At 63.4% G+C, this 16908-nt stretch carries 17 protein-coding genes; 5 read left to right on the plus strand and 12 right to left on the minus strand.

The window, feature by feature from the left end; translation table 11 throughout:
* Nucleotides 1-35: 35 nt before the first annotated feature.
* Together ACP7B7_RS03165 and ACP7B7_RS03170 are read right to left on the minus strand one after the other, a co-directional pair.
* Entirely contained in the window at nucleotides 36-764 is a 729-nt protein-coding gene (locus ACP7B7_RS03165; protein WP_426075711.1) for a fimbrial biogenesis chaperone, read from the minus strand.
* Between the two features lie 11 nt (nucleotides 765-775).
* Nucleotides 776-1306, minus strand: a complete 531-nt coding sequence (locus ACP7B7_RS03170) for a Csu type fimbrial protein (RefSeq protein ID WP_426075712.1) — start codon at nucleotides 1304-1306, stop codon at nucleotides 776-778.
* Between the two features lie 346 nt (nucleotides 1307-1652).
* On the opposite strand from ACP7B7_RS03170, the gene ACP7B7_RS03175 reads away from it, so the two are divergent.
* Nucleotides 1653-2465: a response regulator transcription factor gene (locus ACP7B7_RS03175; RefSeq protein ID WP_426075713.1), complete on the plus strand. Its 813-nt coding sequence runs from the start codon at nucleotides 1653-1655 to the stop codon at nucleotides 2463-2465.
* A 21-nt stretch (nucleotides 2466-2486) separates the two neighbouring features.
* On the opposite strand, the gene ACP7B7_RS03180 is transcribed toward ACP7B7_RS03175, so the two are convergent.
* The gene (locus tag ACP7B7_RS03180) at nucleotides 2487-5045 is read right to left on the minus strand and encodes a TonB-dependent receptor (protein ID WP_426075714.1); all 2559 of its coding nucleotides are present in this window, start codon (nucleotides 5043-5045) and stop codon (nucleotides 2487-2489) included.
* A 313-nt stretch (nucleotides 5046-5358) separates the two neighbouring features.
* Nucleotides 5359-5937 carry a nicotinamide riboside transporter PnuC gene (pnuC, locus tag ACP7B7_RS03185; protein WP_426075715.1) on the minus strand — a complete coding sequence of 193 codons (579 nt, stop codon included), beginning with the start codon at nucleotides 5935-5937 and terminating at the stop codon, nucleotides 5359-5361.
* 126 nt (nucleotides 5938-6063) lie between these two features.
* Between pnuC and ACP7B7_RS03190 the strand changes: the two genes are divergently transcribed.
* Nucleotides 6064-6834 carry a substrate-binding periplasmic protein gene (locus ACP7B7_RS03190; RefSeq protein WP_426075716.1) on the plus strand — a complete coding sequence of 257 codons (771 nt, stop codon included), beginning with the start codon at nucleotides 6064-6066 and terminating at the stop codon, nucleotides 6832-6834.
* Here the strand turns inward: ACP7B7_RS03190 and ACP7B7_RS03195 are convergent.
* Together ACP7B7_RS03195 and ACP7B7_RS03200 are read right to left on the minus strand one after the other, a co-directional pair.
* Nucleotides 6831-7001 (minus strand): hypothetical protein, encoded by a 171-nt coding sequence (locus ACP7B7_RS03195; RefSeq protein WP_426075717.1) that lies wholly within the window; start codon nucleotides 6999-7001, stop codon nucleotides 6831-6833. The genes ACP7B7_RS03190 and ACP7B7_RS03195 overlap by 4 nt on opposite strands.
* Before the next feature lie 11 nt (nucleotides 7002-7012).
* A complete protein-coding gene (locus ACP7B7_RS03200; protein ID WP_426075718.1) occupies nucleotides 7013-8221 on the minus strand; it encodes an RtcB family protein in 1209 nt (402 codons plus the stop codon).
* A gap of 475 nt (nucleotides 8222-8696) precedes the next feature.
* Here ACP7B7_RS03200 and yjjJ point away from each other — a divergent pair, with 475 nt between their 5' ends.
* Entirely contained in the window at nucleotides 8697-10049 is a 1353-nt protein-coding gene (gene yjjJ / locus ACP7B7_RS03205; RefSeq protein WP_426075719.1) for a type II toxin-antitoxin system HipA family toxin YjjJ, read from the plus strand.
* A gap of 3 nt (nucleotides 10050-10052) precedes the next feature.
* Here the strand turns inward: yjjJ and bla are convergent, their stop codons facing one another.
* A complete protein-coding gene (gene bla / locus ACP7B7_RS03210; protein WP_426075720.1) occupies nucleotides 10053-11027 on the minus strand; it encodes a subclass B3 metallo-beta-lactamase in 975 nt (324 codons plus the stop codon).
* A gap of 78 nt (nucleotides 11028-11105) precedes the next feature.
* Between bla and ACP7B7_RS03215 the strand changes: the two genes are divergently transcribed.
* Nucleotides 11106-11948 (plus strand): metallophosphoesterase family protein, encoded by an 843-nt coding sequence (locus ACP7B7_RS03215; RefSeq protein ID WP_426075721.1) that lies wholly within the window; start codon nucleotides 11106-11108, stop codon nucleotides 11946-11948.
* Here ACP7B7_RS03215 and ACP7B7_RS03220 read toward each other — a convergent pair.
* Nucleotides 11912-12460: a dihydrofolate reductase family protein gene (locus ACP7B7_RS03220; protein ID WP_426075722.1), complete on the minus strand. Its 549-nt coding sequence runs from the start codon at nucleotides 12458-12460 to the stop codon at nucleotides 11912-11914. The two genes, ACP7B7_RS03215 and ACP7B7_RS03220, sit on opposite strands and share 37 nt — an antisense overlap.
* 41 nt (nucleotides 12461-12501) lie before the next feature.
* On the opposite strand from ACP7B7_RS03220, the gene ACP7B7_RS03225 reads away from it, so the two are divergent.
* A complete protein-coding gene (locus ACP7B7_RS03225; protein WP_426075723.1) occupies nucleotides 12502-13119 on the plus strand; it encodes a TetR/AcrR family transcriptional regulator in 618 nt (205 codons plus the stop codon).
* Here the strand turns inward: ACP7B7_RS03225 and ACP7B7_RS03230 are convergent.
* From ACP7B7_RS03230 to lldD, 4 genes are all read right to left on the minus strand, one after another.
* Entirely contained in the window at nucleotides 13103-13780 is a 678-nt protein-coding gene (locus tag ACP7B7_RS03230; RefSeq protein WP_426075724.1) for a type 1 glutamine amidotransferase domain-containing protein, read from the minus strand. The two genes, ACP7B7_RS03225 and ACP7B7_RS03230, sit on opposite strands and share 17 nt — an antisense overlap.
* 37 nt (nucleotides 13781-13817) lie before the next feature.
* On the minus strand, nucleotides 13818-14975 hold the full coding sequence (locus ACP7B7_RS03235; protein WP_426075725.1) for an iron-containing alcohol dehydrogenase: 1158 nt from the start codon (nucleotides 14973-14975) through the stop codon (nucleotides 13818-13820).
* A 76-nt stretch (nucleotides 14976-15051) separates the two neighbouring features.
* Nucleotides 15052-15660 carry a TetR/AcrR family transcriptional regulator gene (locus tag ACP7B7_RS03240; RefSeq protein WP_308923630.1) on the minus strand — a complete coding sequence of 203 codons (609 nt, stop codon included), beginning with the start codon at nucleotides 15658-15660 and terminating at the stop codon, nucleotides 15052-15054.
* Nucleotides 15661-15717: 57 nt separating this feature from the next.
* The gene (gene lldD / locus ACP7B7_RS03245) at nucleotides 15718-16863 is read right to left on the minus strand and encodes an FMN-dependent L-lactate dehydrogenase LldD (RefSeq protein WP_426075726.1); all 1146 of its coding nucleotides are present in this window, start codon (nucleotides 16861-16863) and stop codon (nucleotides 15718-15720) included.
* Between the last annotated feature and the right edge of the window lie 45 nt (nucleotides 16864-16908).

A 16908-nucleotide genomic window follows, 5' to 3' on the forward strand; every position in this document is an offset into this window, starting at 1 on the left:
CCCGGTTGAGCAAGCGTGCGCCATGATGGCAATCGTCAGGGTGGTGTCGAGTTTCGGGCAACGCTCGCCTTTGCATTGACATTCACGGCAATCGCCAGCGGTCCTTGCAGCGCGGCGTCCTTGGCGACGGGCAGGCGCCAGACGCGCATGCGGCCCGCCAGCACATAACCGAACAGGCCGCTGCTGATGACAAAATCCTTGCCGGCCTGGTTGGTCAAGGTCAGGCTGCCGATCTGCGCATGGAAGTTGCCGCTGTTTTGCACGCGCAACATCCACTCGCCATCCTTGCGGTACACCTGCCAGTCGAGCGCTTCCTTGCCCGGCACGCCGCTGGGCAGCACGAACACGGGCACCGAGTAGCGCAGGCGGATATCGACCCCGCTGCGGGCCGGATCATCATCGCGCGCCACCTCGTCGATCAGCACGCGATAGGTACGTTCCTGCGGCGCGGGACCGGCTTGCGTGCGCACCAGGCGGATGGTCTGCCGGCTGTTTGCAGCGATCTCGACAATCGGCGGACTGGCCACCAGTTCCTGCGTCGGCGTGAGTGCTTCCTCGCCATTGGCCTGGTCCCACAGAAACACCCGCACCTGGCCGAACAGCGGCGCATCACCGAGGTTCTGCAAGGTGATGCCGGCCGAACTCTGCTCGGCGCGCATGGTAATGGTGACGGGAGAAATCTGCAGGTTGGCGGCCCCCGCCGATCCCATGCCTGCCATGCCGAACAACAGCAGCGACAGGAGCAAGGTACGGCGGGCCGTCATGAAGTGCCCACTCAGAAGTAGACGGTGGCCGTGATGGTCGACTTGTAGGTATCGGGCGCCGGCGTGCTTTGCGGCGGTACCTGGCCATACACCGTGATGGTCTGGGCCGCGCCCGTGCCGGTGCCGCTGTGCGTATCGGTGCCCTGGGTATTGCCCCAGACGGTGGCGCCGGCGGTCTGGAACAGGTTGTATTGCACGGTGGCCGTATTGCCGCCGGTGCCCGCCAGGTAGCGCGTGGTGCCGACCGAACCGGAACCGGTGCCGGCGTTCAGGCCCACGTTGTAAGGCGTGGTGTTCGTGCAGGTTACGCTCAGGTTGGTATTGACACTCACGTTGCTAGCCAGTACACCTTGAGTCTGGCCGAAATCGAGTGGCGCCGCCGAAATGACGCAGTTGGCGATGATCTTCAGCGTCACGTCAAACGTGGTGTTGTTCGAACCGTTCAGATACGTCGCGGCGGTGCCGGTCACGGGCAGGGAAGCGGCGATCAGGGAAAGGGCAACCGCAGCGGCGGCGAAAGGGGAAAATTTAGCGCGTAACATACTACCTCCTGATGTTGAAGCATCAATGAATGGCCCCTTCATGAAGGGACACGAGGATAGTCACGGTATTGCCGGCGTTTTCTCGGGCACGCAAACCAGGACAACAAGTTCAACTGCCAATCGCCGGCATTCTTGGGCTTTTAGCAGCTTTGCCACATAGGCAAAGCAGATTTTTTTATCAGCGACATTGCTTTGAATCAATCTATGACTGGATTATTAGTCATCCGTGGAATCGCTGCTTCTTCTTGCGGCGAAACATCTTTTGAAACACGAGAAAAGCAGAAAATAATTTGAAAGCGGCGCATAATAAACCACAACTTGCTTTTTGGTTAAGTCATCCATTCCAATGCCAATGACCAGTGAAACCAGTAAGAAGAACATCCTGATCGTGGACGATTCCGCGTTCGAGCAGCGCATGCTGACGGAGCTCCTGAGCGACGAACCCCATCGTTTCAGCGTGGCCTACAACGGTTACCAGGGCTACCAGCTGGCGCTGGCGACGCACCCCGACCTGATCCTGCTCGACGTGCGCATGCCGGAAATGGATGGCTATACGGCCTGCCGTCTGCTCAAGGCCAACCCTGAAACCGAACATATCCCGGTGATCTTTCTCAGCGGCGCCGATGCCGTCAATGAACGCGTGATGGGATTGCAGGTGGGCGGTGTCGACTACATCTCGAAACCATTTACGCCGGCCGAACTGGCCGCCCGCATCCATGTCCACCTGGGTCTGATGCGGCGCGCCAACAACACTGCGGCGCCTGCCGCACCGGAAGGCGACAAGCCGCCGGCGCACCCCGACCTGGTGTTCGTCAACGCCGTCAAGCAGCTGATCCTGGACAACCTGGGCAGCCTGCCCAATCTGTCCGAAATCGCCCGCAGCGTGGGCACCTACCGTGAAAAACTGACCCTGATGTTCCGCGAACAAACCGGCATGACGGTGTTTGCCTTTATCCGCGAAGCGCGCATCGCGCGTGGCGTGGAACTGCTGCAGCAGACCGAGATCGACGTGCAGGATGTCGCCCTGCTGATCGGTTTTCACAACGCCGGCAATTTCGCCACCGCCTTTCGCGAACGCATGGGCGTCACGCCCACCGCCTACCGCCAGGGCCTGCTGGAACAGCGCAACGCACCGGCTGTTGGCCGGGCGCCGCACTGACGCCGTGCACCGCGCGCGGCGTCAGAACTTGTAGTTCAGCTTGAGCGACGCAAAGCGGCCGCGCGGATCGGCCTGCGTGTAGTCGAAGCCCGAGGCCGAATAATCCCACGGCGCGCGCTTGTTGGCCAGGTTCTGCACGATGAAGCTGACGTTCGCCTGTGGCGTGACCTGCCAGCTGGTGTTGATGTCGAAGGTGCTGAAGGCGGCCACCGATTCATCCAGATGCGTGTTCTGCGCATAGCTGCCGACATAATTCCAGGTCAGGGTCGACGACCATTTACCCAGTTCCCAGGTGGCCGAACTGACGCCGCGCCATTTCGGGATCGAGCCGAAATAATTGGTGCCGGCGCCGTCCGTCAGCGCCGCGCCATCCGACAACGGTTCGGCGAAGCGCAGCACGCGGCTCAGCTGGCCGGCCAGGGTCAGCTTGCCCCAGTCCTTGCCCACAAAGCGCTGGCGCAGGTCGAGGTCGATGCCCGACACGTCGCGCTGGCCCTGGTTGCGGTACTGGCGGTACAGGGTGGTGATGCGTCCATCGGCGTCACGCGTGACCTTGCCTGGCGTTGCCGCTTCATTGGCGATGGTGGTGACGGCGCTTTCCGTACCGATCACGCCATCCTGGCGGATGCGGTAGTAATCGAGGCCGATGCTCGAACTGCTGGTCGGCGAAATCACCACCCCCAGGTTGATGTTTTTCGAGCGCTCGGGACGCAGTTCCGTATTGGCGATGGTGATCGCCGTCACGCCGCGCGACTGGGTCGGCGTCTGCGGGTCGCGCGGATCGATCACGCTGACATAACTGACGGCCGTGCTTTGCGTGATCTCGGGCAGCGACGGCGCGCGGAAGCCGCGCGAGGCCGTGCCGCGCAGCAGCAGCCATGGCGCGGCCTGGTAGCGGGCGGACGCCTTCGGCGAAAACGCATTGCCGAAGTCGCTGTAATGGTCGGCCCGTCCGGCCAGGTTCAGCGACAGGTCCTTGACCACCGGCACATTGAATTCGGCGAACAGCGCCGACACGTCGCGCGAGCCGTCGATGATATTGATGGCCGGGCGCAGCTCGGTGCCGGACAAGACGGCGGTCGAGGTCTGCGAATCCATTTTTTCGCGGCGCCACTGCGCGCCTGCCGCAAAATCCAGCGGGCCGGCCGGCAAGTCCCAGATATCCTTTGCAGCCGAAAAGTCCAGCGTGTCCAGCGTCGACTGGGCCGGGCGCAGGGTCGACAGGCGCAAGCGGTTGCGCACCGCCTCGCTGTTTTTCGACTGGTCAAAAAAATTGTAGCTGCCGTCGGCCAGCACTTGTTCAAAGGCGTAGCGGTTGACGAAGTTCTGCACGGTTTCCTTCAGTTCGCTGCTGGAATGGCCGATGGACGCATCCCAGTCCCAGCCGGCCAGCGTGCCTTTCACGCCGGCCAGGGCGCGGTAGAACGTCACCTTGTCCTGCTTCATGCGCGGACCCAGGTCGAACAGGGTGGCCGTGAACGGCAGCGGCGTGGCGCCCGGATTGTTCGGATGGCCCGCCGGCAGTACCACGGGAATGGTGTCGAGCGCCTGGCTGGCGTTGTTCCACACGCGCGTGGCATTGTTGACGGTGAGCGGCGCGCTGAAGGTCTGGTCGGCGCGCGAGTAACTGTGCAGCAGGTCGACATACGCTTCCGTATCGGCATTCAGTTTGAAGGTGGCGCGCGCGGCCGTGTGCACGCGCTTGATGCCTGGGATCAGCGTTTTATACGGCGCTGGATTGTAGGCCAGCACCTGGCCCGTCTTGCCCGGCGTGATGTAGCCATAGTTCACCAGTTGCAAAGGCCCTTGCACGCCACCCAGGGTACGGGTCGGGTCCGAGCCGGCGTAGTTGGTGATGGCCCAGCCCAGGTTGCCGCGCTGCTGCTTGCGGAAATCCGCGTCGCGCATCCAGGCCACGTCGCTTTGCTGCAGCTTGTCGCGCTGCTGCGCATCGATGGACAGCACCACGCTGTAGCCGTCGTCCTGCAGCTTGCCGAAACCGGTTTGCAGCGCCGCGCTTTTCTCGGTCTGGCCGGTGCCCTCGGTCGAGCCGCCCAGCTGCGCCGTCACTTCGGTGCCGGTGAATTCCTGGTACAGGATGATGTTGACCACGCCGGCCACCGCGTCGGAACCGTAGACGGAGGAAGCGCCATCCTTGAGCACCTCGATGCGCTGCACCGCCGCCATCGGCAGGCTGTTCAGGTCGACGAAGGTCTCCTGCAGGTTTTGCGCCGTGGCGTAGCTGGCCACGCGCTTGCCATTGACCAGGATCAGCGTGTTTTTCTGGCCGATGCCGCGCAGCGACAAGCCCGACGTGCCGGCCGAAAAACTGCCCGTGTATTGTTCGTTGTAGCTGTTGCCGCTGTTGGCGGAAATGGCGCGCAGCACTTCGGCCACGCTGGTCTTGCCGCCGGCTTTGAGCTCCCTGGCGGTAATCACCTGGACCGCGCTGGCGCCCTCTTTTTCGCTGACGCGGATATTCGAGCCGGTGACATTCACGCGCACCATCTCCTCCTGCGCATGGACGTGAACGGGAAAAGCGGCGGCGATGGCGAGACTGACGGCGAGTGGTTTGAACATGGTTTCCTCTTGATGGGATAAGTTGTGCCTGTTCCGGATAAAACAGGCGCACAGGGGCCTGCTGGCCGAGGGGTACCTCAGCCAGCGGACAACGGCAGTGGGATTTTTTAAGGAATTACGGGATGCGGCGGCGCGCCCGCATCGGCATGCGCAGGCTTGCGCACATGGCCGATGGAACGGTAGAAAAATAGCTGGATACAGTAAAACGCGACATGAAAGACACCGGTAAGCGGGGAAGCCCCACTATATCGCGGCGCCTTTCAATCTGGAACGAATTTAAAATTGATTGTATATACGTTTTGAGTCTAAAGGCTCAGGCCACTGCGGCGGCCGCCGCGCGGCGCGCCTGCACATGCCACCAGTACCACGACACCAGCGCATTGATCCAGTAGGCCGCATACAGCACGGCCGTCAGGTGCAGGCCGCGGCTGTAGTACAGCGGCACGGCCACCGTATTGACCAGCAGCCAGAAGCCCCAGGTCTCCAGGCGCCGGCTCATCAGCAAGAATTGCGCGATGATGCTGAACACCAGCACCGCCGAATCGATAAAGGGCGCGTAGGCATTGGTCCAGGTATGCAGCAGCATGCCGTAGATGACGACGGCGGCCACGCCAGCCGGCACGATCCACGCCAGGCTGCGCCAGCCCGTGCGCGTGATCGGCAGCGGCTTGCCCGCCGCGCCGCGCCGCCACTGCACCCAGCCAATCGCGCAGGTGGCGATAAAGAACAGCTGCAGCAGCACGTCCGCATACAGGTTGACTTCATAAAACAGCACGGCAAACAGCACGCAGCCGAGCATGCCGATCCACCAGGAATGAATGTTGTTGCGTCCGGCCAGGATGATGGAGGCGGTCATCAGCACATTGGCGGCGATTTCGAGCGGGGGAGTCAAGCGGGCTTCCTTTGCGGTGAGGGGCGGAGCATCGCGCCACTATAGCGGATTTATGCGGCCTCGGCGCTTGACTTCCATGGTGATTCTGTCAAATTGACTATTGGTTAAACAGTGCATGGAAGCGTCTTGAAAAAAACCTGGCCACGCCTGGCTTCGATGGCGGCGCTCCTGCTGTGCGCCCTGCCCGCGACCGCCTGCCGCATGACGATGGCGCTGGAACAATGGCCACCCTATATGTACCGCGAGGCGCACGGCGGCTACGCGGGACTGGACCTGGAACTGCTGCGCGCCATCTTCAAGGAAGCGCGATGCACCCTGGTGACGTTGCCGGAGTTGCCGGCGGCGCGGCGCCTGCTGCTGTTCCGCGAGGGCCGCCTGGACCTGATGGTGGCCGCCTCCGATACGCCCGAGCGCCAGGCCTATGCGCGCTTCACCGTCAGCTACCGCGACGAGATCGTCGGCCTGCTCCAGAAACCGGGCCACGCCGTGTCGCCGCCGGCCACCAGCTTTGCGCAGGTCCTGCGCGGCAAGCAGACCCTGCTCGCGCCCAGGGTCGGCTGGTATGGCGACGCCTATGCGGCAGCCATGCCGGCGCTGGAGCAGCACGGCCGGCTCAATCTGTTTGCCGGCATCGAACAAGGCGTGCGCATGCTCGATGCCGGCCGCGCCGACCTGCTGCTGGGCGACACCCTCGCCGTACGCCACGCGGCGCGCCTGCAGGGCGTGGCGCTGGCCGCCCTGCCTTTCACCGTGCTGCGCGCGCCGGTGCACCTGATGCTCAACCCACGCACCACCAGCCCCGCCGACCTGGCACGGCTGGACGACGCCATCACGCGCTTGCGGCAGCAGGGCGTGCTGGCGGCCATCCGCGCGCGCCACGAGCGTGGCGGGGACTAGCGATCCTCCTTCAGCCGCCCTGCCAGCAATTGCTGCAAGCGGTGCTTGCCGGCCCGGCGCGCCGCGCGCGGCGACACCTCGGACTGGTGCGCGCCGGCGCCGCCGCGCAGCTTGGCGGCCGCCACCAGCGGGTTGCGCGGCTTCGGTGTTTTCAGTTTCATTTTCATCTTCTTTCCTTTCAACCCTTGATGCAGACAACCTGGCGCAAGGTATGCACCACTTCCACCAGGTCGCTCTGGTGCGCCATCACCGCATCGATATCCTTGTAGGCGGCGGGGATCTCGTCGATCACGCCGCCGTCCTTGCGGCACTCGATGCCCGTTGTCTGCGCGATCAGGTCGAAGCGGTCGAAACGCCGCTTCGCCTCGCTGCGGCTCATGCTGCGCCCGGCGCCGTGCGAGCATGAACACAGCGACTGGGGATTGCCCTTGCCGCGCACGATAAAGCTGCGCGCGCCCATGCTGCCGGGGATGATGCCCCACTCCCCCAGCCGTGCCGAGATGGCCCCCTTGCGCGTGACATACAAGTCTTCATTGCCATGGGTTTCCTGCGCAATGTAGTTATGGTGGCAGTTGATCGCCTCGCCGTCGAGCCGGAACGGTGGCGCGCATTTCGCCAGCGCCTCGAGCACCAGGCGCATCATCTCGCTGCGGTTGAGCAGCGCATAATCCTGCGCCCAGGCGACCGCTTCCACATAATCGTCGAACACGGTGGACCCTTCGCTGACATAGGCCAGGTCCGCATCCGGCAACTGGATTTTGTGGCGCCGCATGTCCTTCTGCGCGGCGGCGATGAAATAGCGGCCGATCGCATTGCCGATGCCGCGCGAGCCCGAGTGCAGCATGACCCATACGCGCTGCTCCTCATCGAGGCAGATCTCGATGAAATGGTTGCCGCCCCCGAGGGTGCCAGCCTGGCAGATCCAGCTGCGCTCGAACTGGCGCAGCATTTTCGCGATGCCAGGGTGGCGCTCGACGATGCGCAGCAGGCGGTCGTTCAGGGGCCGCGTGGCGCGCGCCTGGCGCGAGCCTTGCACGCGGCTCCAGTCGTGCTGCTCGAAGCCGACCGGTACGGCCGCCTCGATGCTGCTGCGCAGCCGCGCCAGGTTGTCGGGCAAGTCGCTGGCCGTCAAGGTGGTGCGCACGGCGTTCATGCCGCAGCCGATATCGACGCCGACGGCGGCCGGAATAATCGCGCCGCGCGTGGGAATCACGCTGCCGACGGTGGCGCCGATACCGGCATGCACGTCGGGCATGGCGGCGACAAACGGATGGACGATGGGCAGGCTGGCGAGATGCTCCAGCTGGCGCAGCGCCTGCGCGTCGATATCGTCGGTAAAAATGTGCACGGGTACGTGAAAGCCGTGCAGGGTCTGATGAATGGGCATACGTGAACCTTGGTATGCCAGGGCCTTGCCTGCCGGCGCGCTTGAAAAACGCACGCCAAAAAACAAAACCCCGGCGAGTTTCCTCACCGGGGTTCTATCAGGAACACCGGCTCGGGATCGATGACCCCGAGCACAGCATGCACGGGGCTAGTTGTTATTCAAATTGTGGCTAGCCTGGTATTGCATGCTGTTTCCTTTCATTGTTGGGTGGATAAACTGACCGAGCCACGATTCTGCGCCTTGGCTGCGGGCCGTGTCAACCGGCCGCATGATAAAACAACCATATGTTGTAAAAAACATGATTTTTCCAGACTGTCATTTTTCACCGTCGGACTGGTCCAAATCGCTGCGGCTATCTATTCATTAATCTATTCATAAATCTATTCATCTTTTGCTTTAATTTCTATATATTATTGATTACATGTGATTTTTTAATCGATTAATCACCTATAAATCTATTCAACAAATCCGAAAAATGGCCAAAAAAGAACATGCTGCAGAGCTGGTGCGGCTGTTGAAACAAGGACCAGCAACGGCGCCAGCGCTGGTCGATGCCTTGGGCATCAGCCAGCCAACGCTCTCTCGCCTGTGGAAAACGATCACGGATGGCGTCGCACTGGGCGCTGGCAGGGCGCGCCGTTATGCCTTGCGGCGCAAGATTGCAGGCGTGCCGGCACCGATTCCCCTGTTCCGCGTCGACGCAACCGGCCAGGTAGCGCCCGCCGGCCAGCTCGACACGCTGGAAGGCGGCTTTCATGCGCTGACCAACGCAGGTGAAACCTCATACCGTCTGTTCCAGGGCATGCCATTTTTTCTCGGCGATCTGCGGCCGCAAGGCTTCCTCGGCCGCATGGAACCCGGCAAGCACCCTGAGCTCGACCTGCCGGCCGACATCTTGCAATGGACGCCTGAGCAAGTGCTCAAATATATCGCCCGCCGCAGCGAGCAAGCGGCCGGCAACCTGATACTGGGCAATGAATCGTATGCACGATATCTGGCTGAAGGCCCCGCGCTGGCGCAATCGTTACTAATCGAGCAGGAGCGCGAAAAATGGTATCCGTCCATGGCAGAACAGGCCATGCAGGGCGAGCCACCTGGTTTATCGGCCGGAGGAGAACAACCGAAATTCACGGCAGTGCTGCAGCGCGCCTTCGCACCAGCAAAGATCGAGCACGTCATCGTCAAATTCTCGCCACCGCTCGACACACCGGGCGGCCGCCGCTGGGGCGACCTGCTGCTGTGCGAGCATCTGGCTTTGGAGGTACTGGCCAGTCACGGGATTGCCACGGCAAGCACGGCCATCCTGGAAGCCGGCAAGCGCATGTTCCTGGAAGTGGTGCGCTTCGATCGAAATGGCCTGATGGGACGCTTGCCAATGGCCACCTTGTCGGCGCTCGATGGCGACCTGGGCATGCAGGACAAAAGCTGGAGTGTCGCGGCAAAGGAACTGGCGCGGCTAGGCCAACTGCCGAACGATGACGTGGCGACGGTTGAAATACTTGACCTGTATGGTGCGCTGATCGGCAATACGGACCGCCATCACGGCAATCTGGCCATGTCCTGGGAATTCGACCGGCCATACCGCCTGCTGCCGGCCTACGACATGCTGCCGATGCTGTATCGTCCGAATGCGCACGGCGAAGTCATTGCGCGGCAAGCACTGCCCAATCTGGGCGCCCAGCTCGAATTACGCCATCTTCCCCACTGCGCCGCCATGGCCAGTCAATTCTGGAGCGAGGTGCTCAATGACGCGGATATTTCAACCGCCTTCAAGAACGATGTCGCCCGGCCTCACCTGGCGACTGTGCAGGCCTTGCGCCACGTTTGACAGTCACTGGCGAATCGCGCCAGGCGCTTGAGACACCTGCCCGGCTTCGCTCGCCTTGGCCTTTTCCTTGGCGATGCGCGCGTCCAGCTTGACCTCGTTTTTCGCCGCGTAATCGCGGCACGCCTGCGCATCGACAAAGGGATTCGGGGACACGCCCATCACCCGTTGCGCGAGCTTCCGGTCGGCGCCCGAATGGTCGGGGTGGGCGGAAATGAGGATGTCGCAGGGCAGTTTCGCGAAGTCCTGCATCACGCGGCGAAACGCCGGCGTCAGGTCGGCATGGCGTTCGTCACCGAGGTAATGAAAATCGTCGGCCGCCACCGGCGTCAGGCTGGCGCCGAACACCACGTTCAGGCAGTCGCTGCGCGCTTCATCCTCGCACGAGACCCAGGTCCAGCTGGTGCTGCCCGGTGTGTGGCCGGGCGTATGGCGCGCCGTCACGGTCAGTTCGCCCAGCGATAAAGTCTCGCCGTCGGCGATCTCGCGCACGTTCTCCACCGCCGGCATGGGGTCGATTTCGCCCGCCTGCGGGTCTTCGTCGAGCACCCGGCCCGCGCGCAGGGCCTGTGCCCCCAGGGGACTGGCGACCACTTGCGCACCGCTGTCGCGCGCCAGCGCGGCGATGCCACCCGAATGATCGAAATGCGCTTCCGTATTCAAAATGAACTTGATGTCTTCGATGCGAAAACCGAGTTCCTCGATATGCGCCCGGATGGCCGCCACCGATTGCGGCAGCGCGCCGTCGATCAGGACCAGCCCTGCTTGCGTATGGATCAGCACCACGCTCAGGCCACCGACGCCGACATAATACGTGTCGCCATGGATGCGCACCGGCTGCTGCGGGCGGTTCCACTGCTCGGCATAGGGCGAGGCGATGGGACGGGTCAGCGGATCGTCGGCGGCCTGCGCCAGGACAGAGCATGACAGCGGCAGCATGGCCAGCGCGGCGAACAGCTTGGAAAAGGCGAAAGGCGGCATGCGGCTCCAGTCAGGAATATTTTTCTCAGGAAACAAAGAGTAGCGTCACCATCGCGCTGCGGTCAAGTTTGTGTCAGGATGGGCGCTTGTCCACTGCCGCGCACCCTGAGCCTGCGCCTGTCTGCCATGCGTCTGCTGATCCTGTCCGACCTGCACTTGGAAGTGTGGCGCGAGAACGCGCCCGCGATCGACCTGTCCGGCCGCCCCGACGCGGTGATCCTGGCCGGCGACATCGACACGGGCGCCAATGCGATTGCCTGGGCCGCGCGCACCTTTGGCGCGCTGCCGGTGCTGTACGTGCATGGCAATCATGAGGGCTATGGCCACCAGCTGGAACAGATGCAGGTTGACGTGCGCGCGGCCTGCGCCAGCGCGAATGCACAGGGCGCGAATATCCGCCTGCTCAATGGCGATGCGGTGGAGCTGAACGGCGTGCGCTTTCTGGGCGCCACCTTGTGGACGGATTTTTTGCTGTTCGGCGAAGAACGCCACGAGGAGGCCTTGAACGCGGCCCAAGCCTATATGCCCGACTACCAGCACATCAGCACGGGCGGCATTGACGCCCGCCTGCTGTGCGCACAGGACACGGCGCAGCTGCATGCGCGGCACAGGGCCTGGCTGGCCACACAGCTGGCGCAGCCGTTCGACGGCCCCACGGTGGTGATCACGCATATGGCGCCGTCGATGCGGTCGGTGGAAGAACGCTACGCCACCAATCTCGGCTCGCCCGCGTTTGCTTCGCAGTTGGACGAGCTGGTGGCGCAGGCCGACCTGTGGGTACATGGCCACATGCATGCGTCGCTCGACTACCGCATCGCGGCATGCCGCGTCGTCTGCAACCCGTGTGGCTACCAACAGCCCGATGGCATGCCGGAAAATGCGCGCTACGATCCCGGCTTTATCGTCGACATCGCCAGATAGCGCAGCTGCACCACGCCGCTGGGTAGCTGGCGCGTCTCGTCCAGCCGCCAGTCGCTGCGCGGCAAGCCGTCCTCGAACAGGCGCACGCCCTTGCCCAGCACCACGGGCAGCACGGACAAGGCCAGGCTGTCGATGACGCCCTCGCGCAAGCCGGCGCGGATGACGGCGCCGCCATCGAGATACACGTGGCGGCAACCCTCCCCGGCCAGTTCCTCCAGTACTTCCCGTACGCTGCCTTCGCGGCGCTGTTCCCCGTGGTGTGGCGCAAAGTCGCGGTGGCTGAGTACGACCACGCGCTTGCCCGCATACGGCCACGGCTCGAACCCCAGCACGGCGTCATGGGTGGTGCGGCCGATCAGCAGGGTATCGACCTGCGCCATCAAGGCCGTGTAGCCGGTGGCCTCGGGCGAGTCGGGGGCCAGTTCCGCCAGCCAGGACAGGTCGCCGTTTTCTCCCGCGATGCAGCCGTCGATGCTGATGCCGAGAAAAACGCTGACAAAGGGTTTTTTCATGATGATGCCTTTATTTAATTCTACAGTGTAGAATTATGCCCATGAAAAACGAAAAACTTCAAGCCACCGAACCTGCCGTGCGGCGCGCCGGGCGTCCGCGCCGCGCCGCACCCGCGCTGGACAGCGCCAGCATCCTGCAGGCGGCATCGATCCTGCTGGAAGAAAAAGGCGAAGCATTTTCCATGCGCGCGCTGGCGCAGAAGCTGGGCGTCGATGTCATGGCCCTGTATCACTACCATGCGGGGAAAGATGAATTATTGCTGGCGTTGATGCTTGAGCGTTTTGCCGCGCTCGATCCGGCACGGCCGCCATTTACGCGGCGCCAGGCACCGGCACGGCGCTTGCTGGCGCTGTGCGCGCTGTACCTGGAACTGATCAGCGCCACGCCGTATTTCGTGCGCCTGATGGCGCGCGGGCTGGTGTCGCAGGCCGACGTGGCCGAGCGTTTTACCACGCTGTTCGAGCTGGCCATCGAAGGCATGCAACTGGATAAAAAAACCCGGCTGCGCGGGCGCGATGCGCTCGTCGACTTCCTGCACGGCCATGCGCTGGCGGGCAGGCCGGCCAGCGAGACGCAATGGCACGCCTCTGTCGGCCTGATCCTGGCGGGCATGGCCGCCCGCCAAACGCACCAGCGGGACCTTACGCCAGCAGCTTGAGCAGCGCTTCCGCCGCCGCTTCCGACGATGCCGGATTCTGGCCCGTGACCAGCAGGCCATCGGTGATGGCGTACGGCTGCCAGTCGCCCAGCTTGGAGTAATCGCCGCCGTTTGCCTTGAGCATGTCCTCGACCAGGAACGGCACGATCTTGGTCAGGCCCACCGCTTCTTCCTCGGTATTGGTAAAGCCGGTGACGCGCTTGCCATTGACCAGCGGCTTGCCATCGGCACCTTTGACATGGCGCAGCACGCCGGGCGCATGGCAGACGGCGGCGACCGGCTTGCCGGCGGCGATCATCTGTTCGATCAGCGCGATCGAGTGCCGGTCTTCGGCCAGGTCCCACAACGGACCGTGGCCACCCGGATAGAACACGGCGTCGAAGTCGGCCGCTTTGACTTCGGACAGCTTGCCGGTGTTCGCCAGCACATTTTGGGCAACAGCATCGAGCTTGAAGCGGCGCGTGGCGTCCGTTTGCGAGTCGGCTTCATCGCTTTTCGGGTCCAGCGGCGGCTGGCCGCCCAGCGGCGAGACCACCGTCAGCGTGGCGCCCGCCTCTTTCAGCGTGTAATACGGCGCGGCGAATTCTTCCAGCCAGAAGCCGGTTTTCTTGCCGGTGTCGCCCAGTGTGTCGTGCGAGGTCAGTACCATCAGGATGTTCATGTCGTGTCCTTTTCAGTGTGGGTGTATCGGGGGTGGATCAAAGTGCCGCTTCGAGGATGCGGCGGCTGCGCGCGAGGTCGATATCCCGGTGTTCGCCCAGCGCCGTCATGCCATGTGCTTCCAGTTGTTTCAATACCGCTTCCACCGCCTCCTGGCCCAGGGCGTAGGCGGACAGGCGGGTCGGAATGCCCAGTCCCTCGAAGAAGGCGCGGGTGCGGGCGATGGCGGCGTCGATGCGTTTGTCCTCGCTGCCGGCGGTGATATTCCAGACACGCTCGCCATACTGTAGCAATTTGCCGCGTTTCTGCTCGCGCTGTACGTCCAGCAGTGCGGGCAGCACCAGCGCCAGGGTGCGCGCATGGTCGATGTCGTACAGGGCCGTCAGTTCGTGGCCGATCATGTGGGTGGCCCAGTCCTGCGGCACGCCGGCGCCGATCAGGCCATTCAGGGCCAGGGTGGCGGTCCACATCAGGTTGGCGCGGGTGTCGTAGTCGTCGGGCGAGGCCACCGCCTGCGGCGCGATCTCGACCAGGGTTTGCAGCAGGCCTTCGGCAAAGCGGTCCTGCACCCGCGCCTGCACCGGATAGGTCAGATACTGTTCGGTGGTGTGGACAAACGCATCGACCAGGCCATTGGCGACCTGCGTGGCCGGCAAGGTAAACGTCTTGCTGGGGTCGAGCACGGAAAATTGCGGATACAGCAGCGGGCTGCGGAAACTGAGCTTGGCATGCGTGGCCTTTTTCGTCACCACGCCGCCGCTGTTCATTTCCGAACCGGTGGCCGGCAGGGTCAGCACCGCGCCGAACGGCAAGGCCTGCTCGATATTGGCGCCGCCGCGTTCGGCGATGTCCCAGGCTACGCCGTCATGCAGGGCGGCGGCAGCGACGAACTTGGTGCCGTCGATCACCGAGCCACCGCCGACGGCCAGCAGGAAGTCCAGTTTTTCGCTGCGCACCTGCGCCACCGCGCGCATCAGGGTTTCATAGCTGGGATTCGGTTCGATGCCGCCAAACTCCTGTACGCTGCGCTGGCCCAGCGCGGTGCGCACTTCGGCCAGGGTGCCGGTCTTTTCGGCGCTGGCGCCGCCGTACAGGATCAGCACGCGCGCGTCCTGCGGCACCAGCGTGGACAGTTTGGCGACGGTATCCAGGCCGAAGACGATCCTGGTGGGGTTATGGAATTCAAAATGCTTCATGCTGTCACTCCTTATTATTAGACTGGTCGTCTATATTCGGTTTCAAAAAAAGCGGATGAGTGCATCCGCCCGGATTTCATTGATAGCTGCCTGGCGGCAGCTCCAGCATCGTCAACGTTGACTGCCATGCCGTCTTCAAAGCGCTGTCGTCGCGCCGCAGCTTGGTCAGCATGGCCGCCCCCAGCCACAGCTGGTACAGGGCCGAGGCCATGTGCGCCGGGTCCGCCACCGACGGCAGGGTATCGTCCACCCTGCCCTGCGCGATGGCCAGCGCCAGCCTGGCGATAATGCGGTTGGTGCCATCGAGCAAGGTCATCCGCATCGGCTCGGACATGTCGGCCACTTCGCTGCTCAGCTTGACCACCAGGCAACGGCAATCACAACCGCTGCCGTCCAGGCTTGCGCTGGTCCAGCTGGCCCAGTAATCCATCAAGGAGCGCGCCGCGCCCTGGCCGGGCTGGCCCAGCACGACATCCATCTCGGCCAGGTAGCCCTGCACATAATCGGCCAGCATCGCCTCGCCAAACAATTCCTTGGACTTGAAGTAATGGTAGAACGAGCCCTTCGGCACGGCGGCGGCCGCCAGGATCTCGTTCAGGCCCACGCCGGCAAAACCCTTGCGCGTGATGATGGCCTTGCCCTGGTCAAGGATGTGCTGGCGGACGTCGGTGTATTCGGCTTTCATGGAACATAGTATAGCATGATTAGACCAGTCGTCTACAACGTGATGTGCACCCGCGATTCACAGCCCGCGCCCGCGCACCAGGATGGCCTCGTCGATCTGGTCGATCGCCGTCACGCCGGTCAAGGTCATGGCTACCCGCATTTCACGCGCGAAAATGTCGAGCAGGTTTTCCACGCCATGCCGTCCATCGGCCGCCAGCGCATAGACGGACGAGCGTCCCAGCAGCACGGCGCGGGCGCCCAGCGCCAGCATGCGCACCACATCGAGGCCGGAACGCACGCCCGAATCGGCCAGCACCGTCAGGTCGCTGCCGACCGCCTGGGCGATTTCCGGCAGCGCGCGGGCGGTGGACGGGACGCCGTCGAGCTGGCGGCCACCATGGTTGGACACGACGATGCCGTCTGCGCCGAAACTGACGGCGTCCCTGGCATCCTGCGGATCGAGGATGCCCTTGATGATCATCGGACCTTTCCAGAACTCGCGTATCCATTCCAGGTCGCTCCAACTGATCGACGGGTCGAAGTTGTTCGCCAGCCAGCCGATATAGTCTTCCAGGGTCACTGCCTTGCCCAGGTAGCTGGAGATATTGCCCAGGTCGTGGGGACGCCCCATCAGGCCGACATCGTAAGCCCAGGCCGGCTTCGTCATCGCCTGCAGCATGCGGCGCGGTGCGGCATACGGCCCGGACATGCCCGAATGCGCATCGCGATAACGCGCGCCCGGCGTCGGCATGTCCACCGTGAACACCAGGTTTTTCACGCCGGCCGCCTGCGCCCGTTCCAGCGCATGGCGCATGAAGCCGCGATCCTTCAGCACATACAGTTGAAACCAGATCGGCGCGCTGCTTTGCGACGCGACCTCCCCGATCGGGCACACCGACACGGTCGACAGGCAATACGGCACGCCCTTGCTGGCGGCCGCCTGCGCCGCCTGGACTTCGCCGCGGCGCGCATACATGCCGGTCAAGCCCACCGGACTCAGAACGACTGGCATGGCCAGCTTCTGGCCGAAAAGTTCTGTTTCCAGGCTCAGCTGGCCGACATTTTTCAATATCCGCTGGCGCAGGCTGATCGCCGCCAGGTCGGCGGTATTGGCAGCCAGCGTATGCTCGGCGTAGGCGCCGCCGTCGATATAGTCGAACAGGAAGCGCGGCAGCTTGCGGCGTGCCGCTGCGCGGTAGTCGGAGGCGGAAGAAATAATCATGGCAGGGGGGCGACATGGTGTTGTGAGATGAGCAGCATAAGGTCG

This window comes from Janthinobacterium sp. PSPC3-1 (assembly GCF_049896105.1).
Lineage (GTDB): Bacteria > Pseudomonadota > Gammaproteobacteria > Burkholderiales > Burkholderiaceae_D > Janthinobacterium.

What these genes read in the sequence shown, in the direction of transcription:
- ACP7B7_RS03165 (WP_426075711.1), bottom strand. Translation starts at nt 764, where the DNA reads ATGACGGCCCGCCGTACCTTGCTCCTGTCGCTGCTGTTGTTCGGCATG.
- ACP7B7_RS03170 (WP_426075712.1), bottom strand. Translation starts at nt 1,306, where the DNA reads ATGTTACGCGCTAAATTTTCCCCTTTCGCCGCCGCTGCGGTTGCCCTT.
- ACP7B7_RS03175 (WP_426075713.1), top strand. Translation starts at nt 1,653, where the DNA reads ATGCCAATGACCAGTGAAACCAGTAAGAAGAACATCCTGATCGTGGAC.
- ACP7B7_RS03180 (WP_426075714.1), bottom strand. Translation starts at nt 5,045, where the DNA reads ATGTTCAAACCACTCGCCGTCAGTCTCGCCATCGCCGCCGCTTTTCCC.
- ACP7B7_RS03195 (WP_426075717.1), bottom strand. Translation starts at nt 7,001, where the DNA reads ATGAAAATGAAACTGAAAACACCGAAGCCGCGCAACCCGCTGGTGGCG.
- ACP7B7_RS03200 (WP_426075718.1), bottom strand. Translation starts at nt 8,221, where the DNA reads ATGCCCATTCATCAGACCCTGCACGGCTTTCACGTACCCGTGCACATT.
- yjjJ (WP_426075719.1), top strand. Translation starts at nt 8,697, where the DNA reads ATGGCCAAAAAAGAACATGCTGCAGAGCTGGTGCGGCTGTTGAAACAA.
- bla (WP_426075720.1), bottom strand. Translation starts at nt 11,027, where the DNA reads ATGCCGCCTTTCGCCTTTTCCAAGCTGTTCGCCGCGCTGGCCATGCTG.
- ACP7B7_RS03215 (WP_426075721.1), top strand. Translation starts at nt 11,106, where the DNA reads ATGGGCGCTTGTCCACTGCCGCGCACCCTGAGCCTGCGCCTGTCTGCC.
- ACP7B7_RS03220 (WP_426075722.1), bottom strand. Translation starts at nt 12,460, where the DNA reads ATGAAAAAACCCTTTGTCAGCGTTTTTCTCGGCATCAGCATCGACGGC.
- ACP7B7_RS03225 (WP_426075723.1), top strand. Translation starts at nt 12,502, where the DNA reads ATGAAAAACGAAAAACTTCAAGCCACCGAACCTGCCGTGCGGCGCGCC.
- ACP7B7_RS03230 (WP_426075724.1), bottom strand. Translation starts at nt 13,780, where the DNA reads ATGAACATCCTGATGGTACTGACCTCGCACGACACACTGGGCGACACC.
- ACP7B7_RS03235 (WP_426075725.1), bottom strand. Translation starts at nt 14,975, where the DNA reads ATGAAGCATTTTGAATTCCATAACCCCACCAGGATCGTCTTCGGCCTG.
- ACP7B7_RS03240 (WP_308923630.1), bottom strand. Translation starts at nt 15,660, where the DNA reads ATGAAAGCCGAATACACCGACGTCCGCCAGCACATCCTTGACCAGGGC.
- lldD (WP_426075726.1), bottom strand. Translation starts at nt 16,863, where the DNA reads ATGATTATTTCTTCCGCCTCCGACTACCGCGCAGCGGCACGCCGCAAG.